This is a genomic window from Gordonia gummivorans, assembly GCF_022513585.1.
GTDB lineage: Bacteria > Actinomycetota > Actinomycetes > Mycobacteriales > Mycobacteriaceae > Gordonia.
Window position 1 is genome coordinate 244,426 of the sequence record NZ_JAKWBF010000001.1, and the last position, 13,030, is coordinate 257,455.

The 13,030-nt window shown below is 66.3% G+C and carries 11 protein-coding genes and 2 pseudogenes; 2 read left to right on the plus strand and 11 right to left on the minus strand.

What is annotated here, in order from left to right:
• Nucleotides 1-33: 33 nt before the first annotated feature.
• Entirely contained in the window at nucleotides 34-1,035 is a 1,002-nt protein-coding gene (locus MKW15_RS01100) for an iron-containing redox enzyme family protein (RefSeq protein ID WP_240855252.1), read from the plus strand.
• Between the two features lie 13 nt (nucleotides 1,036-1,048).
• Here MKW15_RS01100 and MKW15_RS01105 read toward each other — a convergent pair whose 3' ends face one another.
• The 3 genes from MKW15_RS01105 to MKW15_RS01115 are packed head-to-tail and all read right to left on the minus strand — an operon-like array spanning nucleotide 1,049 to nucleotide 2,326.
• Nucleotides 1,049-1,252 carry a CDGSH iron-sulfur domain-containing protein gene (locus tag MKW15_RS01105; protein WP_240855253.1) on the minus strand — a complete coding sequence of 68 codons (204 nt, stop codon included), beginning with the start codon at nucleotides 1,250-1,252 and terminating at the stop codon, nucleotides 1,049-1,051.
• Entirely contained in the window at nucleotides 1,239-1,964 is a 726-nt protein-coding gene (locus tag MKW15_RS01110; RefSeq protein WP_240855255.1) for a HemK2/MTQ2 family protein methyltransferase, read from the minus strand. The genes MKW15_RS01105 and MKW15_RS01110 overlap by 14 nt, the downstream gene beginning before the upstream one ends.
• 35 nt (nucleotides 1,965-1,999) lie before the next feature.
• Nucleotides 2,000-2,326 (minus strand): phage holin family protein, encoded by a 327-nt coding sequence (locus MKW15_RS01115; RefSeq protein WP_240855257.1) that lies wholly within the window; start codon nucleotides 2,324-2,326, stop codon nucleotides 2,000-2,002.
• 546 nt (nucleotides 2,327-2,872) lie between these two features.
• On the opposite strand from MKW15_RS01115, the gene MKW15_RS01120 reads away from it, so the two are divergent.
• Nucleotides 2,873-3,619, plus strand: a complete 747-nt coding sequence (locus MKW15_RS01120; RefSeq protein ID WP_240855559.1) for a SigB/SigF/SigG family RNA polymerase sigma factor — start codon at nucleotides 2,873-2,875, stop codon at nucleotides 3,617-3,619.
• A 204-nt stretch (nucleotides 3,620-3,823) separates the two neighbouring features.
• Here the strand turns inward: MKW15_RS01120 and MKW15_RS01125 are convergent, their stop codons facing one another.
• From MKW15_RS01125 to MKW15_RS01160, 8 genes and pseudogenes are all read right to left on the minus strand, one after another.
• Complete coding sequence (locus MKW15_RS01125; protein WP_240855260.1) at nucleotides 3,824-4,660, minus strand: glycosyltransferase family 2 protein; 837 nt, start codon at nucleotides 4,658-4,660, stop codon at nucleotides 3,824-3,826.
• On the minus strand, nucleotides 4,657-5,655 hold the full coding sequence (locus tag MKW15_RS01130; protein WP_240855560.1) for a hypothetical protein: 999 nt from the start codon (nucleotides 5,653-5,655) through the stop codon (nucleotides 4,657-4,659). Before MKW15_RS01130 ends, MKW15_RS01125 begins: the two co-directional genes overlap by 4 nt.
• Nucleotides 5,655-6,734, minus strand: a complete 1,080-nt coding sequence (locus MKW15_RS01135; protein WP_240855261.1) for a glycosyltransferase family 4 protein — start codon at nucleotides 6,732-6,734, stop codon at nucleotides 5,655-5,657. Before MKW15_RS01135 ends, MKW15_RS01130 begins: the two co-directional genes overlap by 1 nt.
• The gene (locus tag MKW15_RS01140) at nucleotides 6,727-7,794 is read right to left on the minus strand and encodes a glycosyltransferase family protein (protein WP_240855263.1); all 1,068 of its coding nucleotides are present in this window, start codon (nucleotides 7,792-7,794) and stop codon (nucleotides 6,727-6,729) included. The genes MKW15_RS01135 and MKW15_RS01140 overlap by 8 nt, the downstream gene beginning before the upstream one ends.
• Nucleotides 7,795-9,188: 1,394 nt before the next feature.
• Nucleotides 9,189-9,809 (minus strand): annotated as a pseudogene (locus MKW15_RS24640) (glycosyltransferase family 39 protein); the annotation flags it as partial.
• Nucleotides 9,810-9,886: 77 nt separating this feature from the next.
• Nucleotides 9,887-11,209, minus strand: coding sequence for a lipase family protein (locus MKW15_RS01150; protein ID WP_240855266.1), 1,323 nt, complete (start codon nucleotides 11,207-11,209; stop codon nucleotides 9,887-9,889).
• 189 nt (nucleotides 11,210-11,398) lie between these two features.
• Nucleotides 11,399-11,527 (minus strand): annotated as a pseudogene (locus tag MKW15_RS01155) (type 1 glutamine amidotransferase domain-containing protein); the annotation flags it as partial.
• 72 nt (nucleotides 11,528-11,599) lie between these two features.
• Entirely contained in the window at nucleotides 11,600-12,916 is a 1,317-nt protein-coding gene (locus tag MKW15_RS01160) for a helicase-associated domain-containing protein (protein ID WP_240855268.1), read from the minus strand.
• Nucleotides 12,917-13,030 lie beyond the last annotated feature (114 nt).

Sequence of the window (13,030 nt, forward strand, 5' to 3'; positions counted from 1 at the left end):
AACGATCCATCACTTCTCCGGGTAAGGGGTTTCATGTCGCTCGCAACACGCTCGACGGCCATCCGCCTGGCGCTTCCGGCGCCGCGGGGTCCGCTGTCGTCGCATCTCATCGATGCGCTCGGGAGTGGAGCACCAGTGGAACATCGTCGCGATGTCACATCCGCAGACCCGTTCGGCGACGATCTGCAGCTGGCGCTCTACGTCGCCTACGAGCTGCATTACGCGGGCTTCGACGGCGTGGACGACGATCGTGAATGGGATCCGGACATTCTGGGATTCCGCCGCGACCTCGAACGCGCATTTCTCGACGCGGTTCGCCGAGAGGTCGGTGACATCGAGACCGACGTCTCGGCGACAGTCGAGATGGATGAACTGAGCACCGAACCGGTCGACGGCGACGGTGTCTCGTTCCGGTTGCGCGACACCGGCACGTGGGATCAGTTCCGCGATCTCTTCGCGATGCGGTCCGTGTACCACCTCAAGGAGGCAGACCCGCATGCGTGGGCGATCCCCCGGTTGCGGCGAACCGCCAAGGCGGCGTTCGTCGCCGTCGAGTTCGACGAGTTCGGGGGCGGACGCGGCGACGCGGTTCATCAGGAGTTGTTCGCCGACCTGCTCGAGGCCGCCGACCTCGACGCACGGCATCTCGCCTACCTGGACACCGCCCCGGCGTGGGCCTTGTCGCCCGTCAACCTCATGTCCTGTTTCGGTCTCCACCGGGCGCTGCGGGGTGCCGCTGTCGGGCACCTGGCGGCCACGGAGATCACCTCGCCGCCCGGCTCCGCGCGACTGCTCGCCGGACTCGAACGTATCGATGCCCCGGAAGCGTGCCGTCATTTCTATCGGGAACACGTGGAAGCCGACGCCGTCCACGAACAGATCTTGCGGACCGATGTCGTCGGTGCGCTCGTGGGCGCCGAGCCGGAGCTGGAACGCGATGTGGTGTTCGGTATTCGCGGATTTCTCCTGGTCGAGGACAAGTTCGACGACGGCTTGCAGTCCGCGTGGCGCGCCGGTGTCGGTCTACGCGGCTGAACCCGGGTCCGCGTCAGTGCTCGCTGCGTCGTCGGCGGCGATGGCTGGTGTCGCACAACGGGTACCGCTTGCTCTTACCGCATGAGCAGAGCGCGACCATGAACCGGTCGGACACGACGTGCGAGCCGTCGGCCAGCTCGATGTCGACCGGTCCAGGCACCAGCGTCGGGCCGCCGCGAACCATCCGCACCGGCATGGGTTTGTCAGACCGACTCATCGCACATCCTCCACCCTGCCGACTTTCTTCGCTTGTCCGCGCGGACCACGACCAGCTCCTCGACTCGTCGCCCGCGGTCGAGACGGCCTGTCGATTCGAGCCACCTCGCGCGCGCAGTCAGCACCGGACCAAAGGGTACGTGGCGAGCGAGGTAGACGTCTGCGTCGAGACCGGTGGCTGTCAGGGCCGCAAGCGTCGCCTGGACATCGGCGAACTCGGACTGCACGAGCAGGCACGTCCCGCCCGGCACGAGAAGGTCGCCGACCAGGCCACACAGGCGGTCGAGCACCTCGCGCCCGTCGGCACCGGCGTCCCAGGCGTGCCGCGGACCACCCACGTCGGCGTACGAACTCTCGGGCGTCGGCACGTACGGCGGATTGCAGGTCACCACGTCGAAACCACCGCGGCCGGCGAGCGCGGCAAAATCACCGAGCTCGACCGACACGGGGGTCGGAGCGGTTCTGCACATCAGGCGTGCCACTTGTACCGCGATCGGACTGGTGTCGACAGCGACGACCGAGCGGGCTCCGGCCCGCGCGGCCGCATGTGCAATAACGCCACTACCTGTACAGAGGTCGGCAACCCGTGCTCCTGCGGCCACGCCGCTGGACCGGAGTGCCTCGCATAGAAGGTACGAATCATCCTGTGGCTGATAGACGTTCGCCTCGATGATTCCGAAGGTTGTGGCCGGACGATCTTCGTTGACGGTCATGAACTGTGCTCTCGATCGGCGGGCGGACGTGAACGTCACTGCCCGGGGTCGGTACCTGCGCGATAACGCGCTTCGTAGCGATCTTCTTCCTCGGCGGTGACCTCCGGCTGGAGTGGATCCTCCTGGACCCGTACCTCGGCGGGTTGTCGGCGGGACAGACGTCGCCCCGCGATCAACAGTCCGACGGCGACGCCAACGACGACCACCGCTCCCACTGCGGCCCAGTACCATCCGCCGCGGCCGCCGGCCGCTCCGCCGATCGCGAGGGCGACGAGCGCGAGGCCGAGGATGAGTCCGCCGTAGCCGATCAAGCCGAACGCCTTGATCAGGCGGGCATCGGAGCTCTGACGATGTCGGGTCATCGTGTGACCGTGTGCCGGCGCGAGAGGTCATCGGACGCGGAGTCGACCACACCCGTGGACCCTGCCCGACGCGCGCAGTGGGCGCAACTGGGCGCCGGCGCTGCGATCGCGCACTCGAAACTGTCGAATACTCTGCCTGTACGTTCGGCCGAACCGTCTACGGTGATCGTCATGGTGCGGCTGTAGTCGTTGCCGCACACCTCACACGTGGCCATGGCGCGCCTCCCAAATCGCTGTGTGTGCCTATGCCGACTGGCATCGAGCAAGGGTGTTCCCCCGATCGGGGGAGATCAAACCAGCCAGGTCGGCGCCGAGCGAATGTTTCGAACTGGGGATTCACGGGTAATGAGTAGTGTCGCTTGTGCAGAGCCCATGCCGAGCGCTGCCACTCGGCCACCGTCTGTTCCGCCGCTTCGCGATGATCGGAGGAGTTGCTTGTCGACGTCTCCCGAGGCCTCCCGGCCAGCTGCGCGCGCGCAGGCCCGCAGCCGGCGGGGTGACGATGACTACGCCGACGTCGTGGAGTCGTTGCGCGCGCTGCGCGACATGGCCGACGACGACCGCAGAGGCAGGCTGCGCGACGAGATCATCGAGCGATGCCTCCCCCTCGCCGAGCACGTGGCGCGACGATTCAGCGCTCGTGGCGAACCGTTCGACGATCTGGTGCAGGTGGCGCGCATCGGTGTCGTGAACGCTGTCGACCGATTCGATGTCGAACGCGGCGAGAACTTTCTGTCGTTCGCCGTGCCGACGGCCATGGGCGAGGTCCGGCGCCACTTCCGAGACACCATGTGGTCGATGCGCGTGCCGCGCCGGGCCAAAGAGATGTCGTTGAGCATCGGCAAGGCCAGCGACGAACTGGTGCAGCGGCTGGGGAGATCACCGCGGCCGAGTGAACTCGCCGACCATCTGGGCGTGCCCGTCGAGGAGGTCATCGACGGCCTCATGGCGCGGTCCGCGTATTACGCCCGCTCGATCGACGCCGCCCCGGAGGACGGCGAAGGACGGTCGATCCGCGACACTCTCGGTGACGACGACGCGCGGCTGGCACAGATCGACGAGTTCGTGACGCTACGTCCGGCGCTGGACCGTCTACCGGAACGGGAGCGCCACATTCTGACTCTGCGGTTCTTCCACGCGATGTCGCAGAGCGAGATCGCGGCCGAGGTGGGCATTTCCCAGATGCATGTGTCGCGATTGCTGACGCGCACACTGTCGACGCTTCGTGCCGATCTGGGCACCGACGACGAGTCCGACGTGCCCGCCGACGCACGTCGATCTCAGCCCAGGTGACGAAGCTCCGCCCACACATGCGCCGGGTCGCGCGGATGCACGCAGCGTCGGTCCCTGCGGGCAGCCCGCCGCGGATCCAGGAGAAGGCCGTCAGCAGCACGCCCTGAGCGTCTGCGGCCGCCCACACCGGACGGCGGGCGAACTGCTCGATGGTCATCAGAGTCGCGGAACCAGGGACCGGCGTCGATGTCCACATGGGGAAAGCTACTGCCAGCAGTCGCTGTCCGCGTCGTATGTCGCGAGGCCGGCCGCCTCGAAGGCATCCAGCCAGCCCCGCATCGGCCAGCAGTTCCAGCGCTCGTGGAAGAGAGACGCGTTGCGCATGATGTCGTCGATGTGTTCGACCGGCGGGTCGGAGACCGGGTGATACTGATGGTAGGCGTCCGCACCACCGACCCACGCGATTCGGAAGCCTCTGCGCCGAGCGATCATCGAAAAGTCGGTGTCCTCGCCGCCATACCCTCGGTAACCCTCGTGGAACCCCGGCAGTCTGCGCCACGCGGATGCGGTCACCGCGAAGGACAACGACCAAAAGAGGTCCAGGTCATCGTCGACGACGATGCGGCCCCGCTCGGGGGCCGGACGTGCGGGATGTGGATCAGTGTGTTGCGTAACGTCACCGGCCACCGACTGCCGCTCCGACAGGTACGTGACCGGACCGCAATAGAGCAGCGAGTCGGGGTGCCCGGTGACGCACGCCGCGCGGTAGCGGGTGAACAGATCGGGACCGGGGATGCAGTCGACGTCGAGGAACACCAGTAGGTCGGCGCCGGCGTCGAGTGCCGCCCGTGCACCGCGGTTTCGCGCCGCAGACAACTCCAGCGCTGTTGTTTCGCACGCCATCTCGATGACTGTCGCGGCGGGAAACGGGGCCGCGATCGTGGCGATCTCCGAATCATTCATCGCCAACACCAGATGATGATCGGGCCCGTCGGCACATGTCTGGACGTGAGCCAACTGACGTCGCAGGTGTTCGTGGCGTCCGGACACAATCGTGATGAGCGCCAACCGAAGTCGATCGCGACGATGATCGGCGATCATGATCGCGCTACTGACTCGACGGCCGCGGCGGCGCGTCGGGCTGCTCCCGCAGTGCGCCACCTCGACCAGTCGGGCCCGGCCGCGGCAGATTCTCGTAGAAGGGACGGCCATTCCTGCGCTACCGGCCAGGATGGGATCACCCGGCTGAGTTGATGGCGGCTGAGTGTGTCTGCGGTGCAACACTGCTCATCGAACGGACGTTCCTCGGGCACGACGATGGCAGGTCGTTGGGCCGCGGCCACATCGGCAACGCTACCCTGTCCCGCGTTGATCACCACGGTTCCCGCGCCGCACAGGTATGGCCACGGATCATCGGTCCATGGTGCGTAGGCCCCGCCGAGGCGGCGCACCATCACGCCGGGTGACAACCTGCTGGTGTCCTCATCGGAGTCGGCCGGCATACCGACGGAACCGCCTGCGCCGGTGAGGATCAGCACGTCGGAACGATGTCTTTCATCGAAGGTCACCCGACGTCCGTCGAATCGACTGATTCCGCCGGTGTAAGTGGTCTTCGCGTCGAACTCGGTGAGCCAGTCGGGACGATAAAGATCTCCCGGCCACGCCGCGATGATCGCCGAGGCCGCCTGGTGGGCCAAGCGGTGCGGGCCGTCGCGGCGATTGCCCGGCAATGCCACGACGATCACGGGTACACCGAGCAGTCGCAGCAGCAACGTGACCTCCACAGACACATCCACCACCACCGCCTCTGGTCGGCGATCGCGCACGAAGTCGGCCAGTTGCAGCATTCGGCCCCCAAGCCCCCGGTCTCGCATCGGTGCCCAGTGCAACGCCCCACCGGCGTCGACGTCGACGGGACAGTGCGCGGTGTCATCCCGATCCAGCGTGATCACCTCGTCGAAGGCACTGTCGGACAACGGCACAGCGTCGTCGGCGAGGCTGGTGAGGGCGACGAACGGCACGGTCGACGACGCCGCGATGGCTTCCGCGCGCATCCGATGCCCCATGCCCTGATGATGGATGTAGTACCCGATCATCACGCGGCCACCGGTCGCGAGACCATCGAGGTGTACACCTGCAGGTAGCGGTCGACCATGGCGCCCTGGCTGCAGTGCGCGACGGCGTGGCGTCGGACTGCCGCGCGGTCCAGGCGGGCGGCGTCCTCGACGGCCGCGACCAACGCCTCGACGTCATCGCGGCCGACCAGTACTCCTGCGCCGTGTCCGACCACCTCCGGTAGTCCGCCGCGGCCAAAACCGGCCACTGGTGTTCCGCACGAAAGGGATTCGGCGGCCACCAGGCCGTACGGCTCGTCCCACCGCGGAGTCACCAGGGTGACGGCGCTGGCGCCGACGAGTTGCGCGAGGGCGGGCTGCTCGAGGTGACCGACGTAGACGATCCGATCGTCGAGCCCGGGAGCGATCCGGTCGGCGAAGTACTCACGGTCGCTCACCGGCCCGGCCAGCCGCAGGCGACGCCCCGTGCGGCGCGCGACCTCCATGGCCACGTGCGGACCCTTCTCCGGGACGAGGCGGCCGAACCAGACCAGATCGGGACCTCCTGCGCCCGTTGGCCATTGCTCGGTGTCGACACCGTTCGGGACCACCGCGATGTCGGCGACCACATGCGACCACGCGCGCGCCGTGTGTTCGCTGACCGCCGCACAGTGGGCCCCCGGGAAGATGGTCATGGCGGATTCGAGCCACGGCGTCGGCGGTGTGTGCAGCGTGGTCAGCATCGGTATGTCGAGTGATGGCGCCATGGCGATCGGGAGATAGTGCAGGCTGTGGTTGTGGACCAGGTCGAAGGTGTGCGTGCCGTTGGCGAGCGCGATCATCAGCGACAAGTACGCATGATGCTCCTCGAGCACCGGGTAGTGCGGCATGGACACGTCACGGGCCGCCGCGGGCGACGGCGTGAAGTGTTCGGCGCGAAGCGAATCGCGATCGGTACCCACATCAGAGCCGTCTGCGGCGAACAGGGTTACGTGATGGCCTGCCGCGGTCAGCGCCCGCGTCAGATGCCAGATGTGGGCTTCCAGTCCGCCGGCGAACGGCTGGGCGATGGGGTGCCGGCTGGACGCGATGAGGGCGATGCGCAACGGGGACTCAGGCATCGAGGCACCGGGCGTACAAGCGGTCGTGCTCGGCCGCGATCCAAGCCCGTTCCGATCGCCGCTGTGTCCAGGTCGGGGGCGTCGGCACCCGTCGATAGCTTCGATCCAGTGCTTGGACAAGCGATTCTGCGTCATAGCGGTCCTCGGTGAAGTCGAACAGCTCGCACTCCCGCTGATCCCGATAGAAGCCGCAACTGGGCGCGATCACCGCGGTACCAAGATCATGACACGCCTCGAGCCAGCCGGAGTGGGTGCCGAAGCGGTACGGCAGCACCGATACGGCGAGGCTCTCCAGATAGTCCCACAGTTCGTCGTCGCTAAAATAGTCATGGACGACGACGCGCGTGGCGGGGCGTCCGCCCAGCGACAGTGCCGCAGACCCGAATTCCGGGTTGTACCAATGGCTTCCCGGTTCAAAGACTTCGCTGTGCAGATTGACCTGGATCACGACGTCCGGATACGAGGCGGCAGCATCGGTCAGCGTGGAGATCACCGGCAACGGATCCATGTTCGGCCGCACACTCTTTGCGTGTACGCCCACCACGAACTCCTCACCTACCGTCGGGGAGGCCGGGAACCGAACGCGTGGGACGACATGCGGATGCGGTAGTACCGACGCCGTACGACTCCACCGCCGCTCGATCACCTCCGCAGCCCCGGGCGTCAGCGTGACGAGTTCGGTCGCGGCGGGCACCAGAACGTCGAGCACCTTCTCGTGGTCGCCCGGAGTGGGGTGATGCGGATTGCGCAGATCGTGCAGCGTGTACACCAGCGGCTTCCCGTGCCGTTCGAGTTCGTCGACGATCGCGCGCATGGTGTCCGGACCGATCGCGTCGAATCCGAAGTGCACGTGCATCAGGTCGAAATCGTCGTGGTGGCGAGCTATCCAGTCGGGGTCGAGCATGACGGGGGGCCACCACCCGCCCGGAACCTTGCGTCCGTCCGCGGGTACCGGATCGGGTAAGCGTGTGACCTGCGACGACGCGTCGGGCGTCGAAAGGTGGCGCACGTAGACATGCGAACTGGGAACCGAGGCGACTCGGACCTGGGTGTTGAACACAAACCACCAACCTTCTGCGGTCCTCCGCATGGGTAAGGGCGGCTGACTGCTCAACCGATGCACGCAGCGGCGCGGTGCGCCGTCTGACGCAGAGGTACCCAGGTACGATGGACTCCAATCGTGACGCGCTTCACATCATGGTTGGCCTTCAGCCCAGCACTACAGAGCGGAAAGCCGACGACCTCCTTCAGGGTCAGGCGTTCCCCGGCTCGCCAGGCGAGCTCGTAGTCGCCTGCGCTGAGTCGCTCCTGGGTTTGCCGCAACAGTCGCGCTTTCGATGAACATGCCCCCGGCAGTACTACCTGTCCGGAGGGAGCGCCTGCTACTACCGCACCGGTAACGCGCCTCTCACTGCATCCCTGGGCCTGATTGTCGGCAAGAGGGGGCGCACGACCGGCCTGACTCAGGGTCGCGTGACGCAAGGCAGTAGGCGTGACTGATGCCGGTGTGACGGCCCGACTTCCTGACAACATCGGTGGTGTGCCCGTCGTTGTCAACGTCACCGGACCGGTGGACGCGCTGCGGCGACGCCGCAACCACTGACGACGTCGTCAGCCGAGATGACGAAGCGCCGCCCACAAGTGTTGCGGGTTGTGCGGATGTTCGCAGAGTGCGACGGGCATACCTTGCTCCTCGTTGTCCACGCCGAGCCCGTTGTCGAGCGTCGCAAGCGTCGTGCAGGTTCTGAATAGCTTTGTGGCTCTGGCGACTTGACCACCGACGACGAGGACCGCATCGGTGCCTTCGGGAAGTGGACGCTGGTTATAGAGTGCGACGTGCGCCGAATACGGTGCCGGCAGACCGAACTCGGGACCGTACCGGGCCAACGCCCCGGCCTCCCCGTAGTTCGACGCCAGGATCGGCGGGCGCGGGGCGGGCAGGTCATGGTAGATCCGGGCGATCTGCTCGACGTATTGGGACCATCCGAGCTGGTCGGCGACCATCGGTCCGGCGTCGACCACCGGGGTGCGACCGACCGTTCGTAGCGGAATGACTGGCAACGCCAACACGATTGACACCACAGCATTGATCGCAACCACGAGGATCACCAGCCGCTGCCGGAATCGGTTGCCCGACAACCACGTCGCCACCGGCACGCAACCCGCGGCATACATCACCGACAGCAGGTGCACGGGATAGTGCGGCTGAGCACCGCCGACGAAGGTGAACACCAGCAGCACGGCGAACCCGACCACGAGCCAGCCGTCGACGTGGCGCCGGTCGGACCGCAATAGCCAGACGACGCCGGTACCCCACACCGCGACCAGCGGTGGACCGAGCAAGACGATCATCATCACGACGAAGCCGCTGCGCACACTCGCGCCATTTGCGGCGCCGAGTGCCGCGCCCATCTCGAGCTGCGGCCACCCATGAGTGGCCTGGTAGATCAAATTCGGCAGGCCCACGATCACGGCGACAACGCCACCGAGATACGGCCAGGGCGTCCGGAACACCCGCCGCGGCCCCAGCAGAAGTAGGCCGAAAACCAGCCCGGCGACCACGGTCACGATCAACCACCGGTTGTAGGTGGTGAGACCCGCGAGCAGACCGGCCACCAGCCACCATCGGTCGCGACCCTGCACCGCCACGAGCAGGGCGTAGACCACCAGCAGGATCAGCAGCAGATCGATCGTCGACGTAAACAGGACGTGGCCGAGCATCAGGGGCATCATCGCGGTGGCATAACCCCAGGCGGCCAGGGTCTGAGCGGTACGGCCACCACCCAGCCGCTGGGTGATCATCGCCAGGACGACGACCGACAGCGCCGACGCCAGCGTCGCGGGAATGCGCATCGCCCACTCCGCGTCGGCCAGATGCAGCGTCGCACGCGAGATGGCCGGAGTCAGCGGAGGCTGGTCGACGTACCCCCACGCAGGCCCGAGCATCCGGTAGTACAGCTCATCGCGGTGATAGTCGTAGCCGAACGAGAACACGGTCAGCAGCACGGCCTGGGCGGCCGCTGCCGCCCACACCGGACCTCGAGCGAAGCGCTCGACGGTCGTCTCCGAGCCCATGATGGCGACGCTACTGCCCCCAAGGCCTGGTCGGCGAGATCGGATCTGGGTCGAGCACAGTTTGATCCAGCACCGACTTACGGGGCATCGCGACGCCCAGCGGTCGACGAACCACGCAACCGGCGTGGTTGGCGGCCACCCGTCCGGCGGCGGAATCGCGGACGTGGTTGCCCCACAAGCGAAGTGACAGTGCGATCGCGCGCCGGACGTCGCTGAAGCCGATGTGAGAGCCACTTGACCGCCAGTGGACCCGAGAACGGCAGGAGGGTGAAATGCTCACTGAGCTGGTCGCGGATGTATGTCACCGGTACGCCGTGCGCCCGGTAGTTCGCGGTCAACTCGTCTATGTCATCGATGCCGATCACTTCGTCGTGGACGGCTTGGATGACGAGCAGCGGAATGTCGGGTCGGTGTGAACCGAGTCCGAGATCGGCCATCATCGTCACGATCTCAGGCTGGGCAAGCAGGTCGGCGATCGGGATATCGATGTCGTCGTCGATGTCGTGATTGCGGAACTCACGCAGGGCGTCAACGGTTCCCATCTCGGCGATGGCTGCGAGATTTCGGCGGCCCACCTCGGTCGCGTGTACCTCCATCGCCGCGGCCAGCGCCGGATACACCCGGCACAGACCGGCGATCACCATCAGGGGAAGTCCCGCGTGGAATCCGCCGTTCAGGCGTACCAGCGCCGAACCCATATCGCCGACCGGCGAGCCCAGGACCGCGCCGATGAGATTCAGTTCCGGAGCGTAGGTGGGGGCCATCTCCGCAGCCCATGCGGTGGCCATTCCACCACCGGAATAGCCCCACAAGCCGACTGGCACATGTGGCGCCAGCCGATCGCCGGCGAACGCGATGGTTGCGCGAATGCCGTCGAGGGTGCGGTAACCAGGTTCTCGGGGTGCACCCCACGCACCGAGCATGCCCTCGTGATCGGGAATGGTCACCGCCCAGCCCTTGGCCAGTGCGCGGCGCACCACCAGAAACTCGAAGGGTGCGATTGCGTGTTTGGCTCCCGTGCCCTTACGCAGCGCATACGACGGGAAACACGACGACGTGACGGCATCGATCGCACACTGGAACGACAACAGCATGAATCGGCCACGCGGCGCACGTCTCCGCGGCAGAACAATAGTGGTCGCCGCCACTCCGGCGACTCCGTTGAGGTCGGTGGAGCGATAGAGCAGTTGCCACGCCTGGCTCTGATGGTGCGACGCCCAGAAGTCCTTGAGCTCCACTTGCCGCGATCGAATCACCTCGCCCGGAGCCAGGCTGCCGACCTCGGCGGGAGCGTCGAAGAACGGATCCTCGCTGGGCAGTGGCGTCGGCGCAATCATGTCTGGTGACGCGAAAGCTCCGGCGGCGGTCGTCATATCGGCAGTCTTCACTTCGACGGTCATCACGCACCTCGCCTTCCTGTCCGTCCGCTTCGTGCCGCGATCGGCGGACGTCGGCGTCTGAGCCACGTCCCCCACCATTCTGAACGATCACGGCGATGCCAAGATTCCGTCCGACTGGGCCGTCGACCCACCGGCCTCAGTTGTGACCGACCCCACTGCCGCGATTACCGGAAGGCCCCCGAGCCCGAGCTACCGAAGAAGCGACGCGACCTTCGTGGCCGTTTCCTTGGCCGATCCCGGGTTCTGCCCGGTGACGAGATTGCCGTCTGCGAGTACATAGGAGACAAACGGGAGCTTTGCCTTCTTGTGGTTCGCACCATCGTCGATGTGCTCTCCGCACTCGCCAACGACGCGATCCATGCCTACGTGCTGTCGCTGCCAGTGAACCCATTACACCGTCGGCAACACGTACCCGAGCTTGAGCAGAGCGGTCCGGAACTTCGGCTCGTTCTCGGGTGCGACGGTCAGAAATCGGTCTCCGAGCTGGCGGCACAGCGAGCGGAGCCTGCGATCCCGGGCGATGAGCGCGGCTACGGCCGGATCGGCGCACTCGATCACTCGGAGATGTCCGAGGTCGGTGAGTTGTGCGCCGCGTCGGCGGACGTCGTTGATGAGTGTGGTGAGGGGCGACGGCAATTCATGATCGCTGCGCAGGATCAGAAAGGCGACGAAGTCGGCGAGGTCTCTTCCCGCCCCGAGTGCGGCGGTCAGGGTGGTCGCCGACACTGTCCAGACGTGGTCGGCGGTTTGGGCGGCGAAGGCGGAGAGCGTGAGCTTCTCAGTGGTGGTGATGCCGCGGGGGATCACGATGTCGAGGTTGGGCAGAACAGTCAGCGACGACGTCTCGGCGACGTCGTCGGACGGCACGAAGGTATGGGTGAGGCCCAGTGCGTAGGCGCCCAACGGGGTGAGTCGGATTCGGCGCAGGCCGTCGTAGCGACTGAGGGCGTCGAGGAAGTCGCTTCCCCAATTGTCGTGGTAGTCGTCGCGAGCGCCGCGGGGGTCGCGGTAGTCGAGGTCGACCAGGCCCAGTGTGCCTGCGTATTCGAATGTGACCGCCAGCGTGTAGCGGCCCTCGAGCAACGACCAATCGTGGTACCCGTCGTAGCCGAAACTCCCGTACTCGGCGTCGATGATGTAGAGCTTCCACAGGGCGCGTTCGCTGCGGGCGATGGTGGGGTTGAGACGCGCTCGGCGCATCGTCGAGAACAGGTCGTCGACCTCGATCCACTCACCAGGAGGACAGGCGGCCAGTCCCTCGGCGACGGTCGCCCGACGCGGCTTGACCGCAGTCAGCACGTTGGTGGCACGCTGCCCTTTGATCGCATCGATCCGGCTGAACTCATCGACCACTCCGTGCGTGAGCCATCGGCGCCACAGGTCGCGGATGACGTCGGCCGGCGGTTTACCCAGCGCCGCACGACCTTTCGGCGTCAGCGCCAGGCGAGTGCCATCAAGGTTGGCCAGGCCGCCGGACTGGATCAGCAGGGGCCAGGCGAATGCGGCGATCGCGTCGTCGGGATAGAAGTCGCCGTTGATCAGGTGGCTGGCCACGAGACCCACCGTCGCCGCCGACGCGCGGGAGGTCTTCGCGCTGCACTTGAGTTGACCGGACGCACACAACTCCAGAACCGTGCGCAGGTTGGCCAGCGCTTCCTGCTCGGTCAACCGCACTTCGGTGCTCTTATCGGTATCCGTGTTCGTCACTCCTGCAGCCTGTCCGAGGTCGTCGCCCAGCGCAAACCTTCCGTTGTATTGCGAGCTGCCCGACGACAACACAGGCTGCTAAACTGAGTCAACCAGCAGACACATTTGTGTGCT

Excerpts from the sequence above, each read along its gene's own strand:
- MKW15_RS01100 (WP_240855252.1), top strand. The coding sequence starts at position 34 with ATGTCGCTCGCAACACGCTCGACGGCCATCCGCCTGGCGCTTCCGGCG.
- MKW15_RS01115 (WP_240855257.1), bottom strand. The coding sequence starts at position 2,326 with ATGACCCGACATCGTCAGAGCTCCGATGCCCGCCTGATCAAGGCGTTC.
- MKW15_RS01120 (WP_240855559.1), top strand. The coding sequence starts at position 2,873 with ATGGCCGACGACGACCGCAGAGGCAGGCTGCGCGACGAGATCATCGAG.
- MKW15_RS01110 (WP_240855255.1), bottom strand. The coding sequence starts at position 1,964 with ATGACCGTCAACGAAGATCGTCCGGCCACAACCTTCGGAATCATCGAG.
- MKW15_RS01135 (WP_240855261.1), bottom strand. The coding sequence starts at position 6,734 with ATGCCTGAGTCCCCGTTGCGCATCGCCCTCATCGCGTCCAGCCGGCAC.
- MKW15_RS01150 (WP_240855266.1), bottom strand. The coding sequence starts at position 11,209 with ATGACCGTCGAAGTGAAGACTGCCGATATGACGACCGCCGCCGGAGCT.
- MKW15_RS01130 (WP_240855560.1), bottom strand. The coding sequence starts at position 5,655 with ATGATCGGGTACTACATCCATCATCAGGGCATGGGGCATCGGATGCGC.
- MKW15_RS01125 (WP_240855260.1), bottom strand. The coding sequence starts at position 4,660 with ATGATCGCCGATCATCGTCGCGATCGACTTCGGTTGGCGCTCATCACG.
- MKW15_RS01105 (WP_240855253.1), bottom strand. The coding sequence starts at position 1,252 with ATGAGTCGGTCTGACAAACCCATGCCGGTGCGGATGGTTCGCGGCGGC.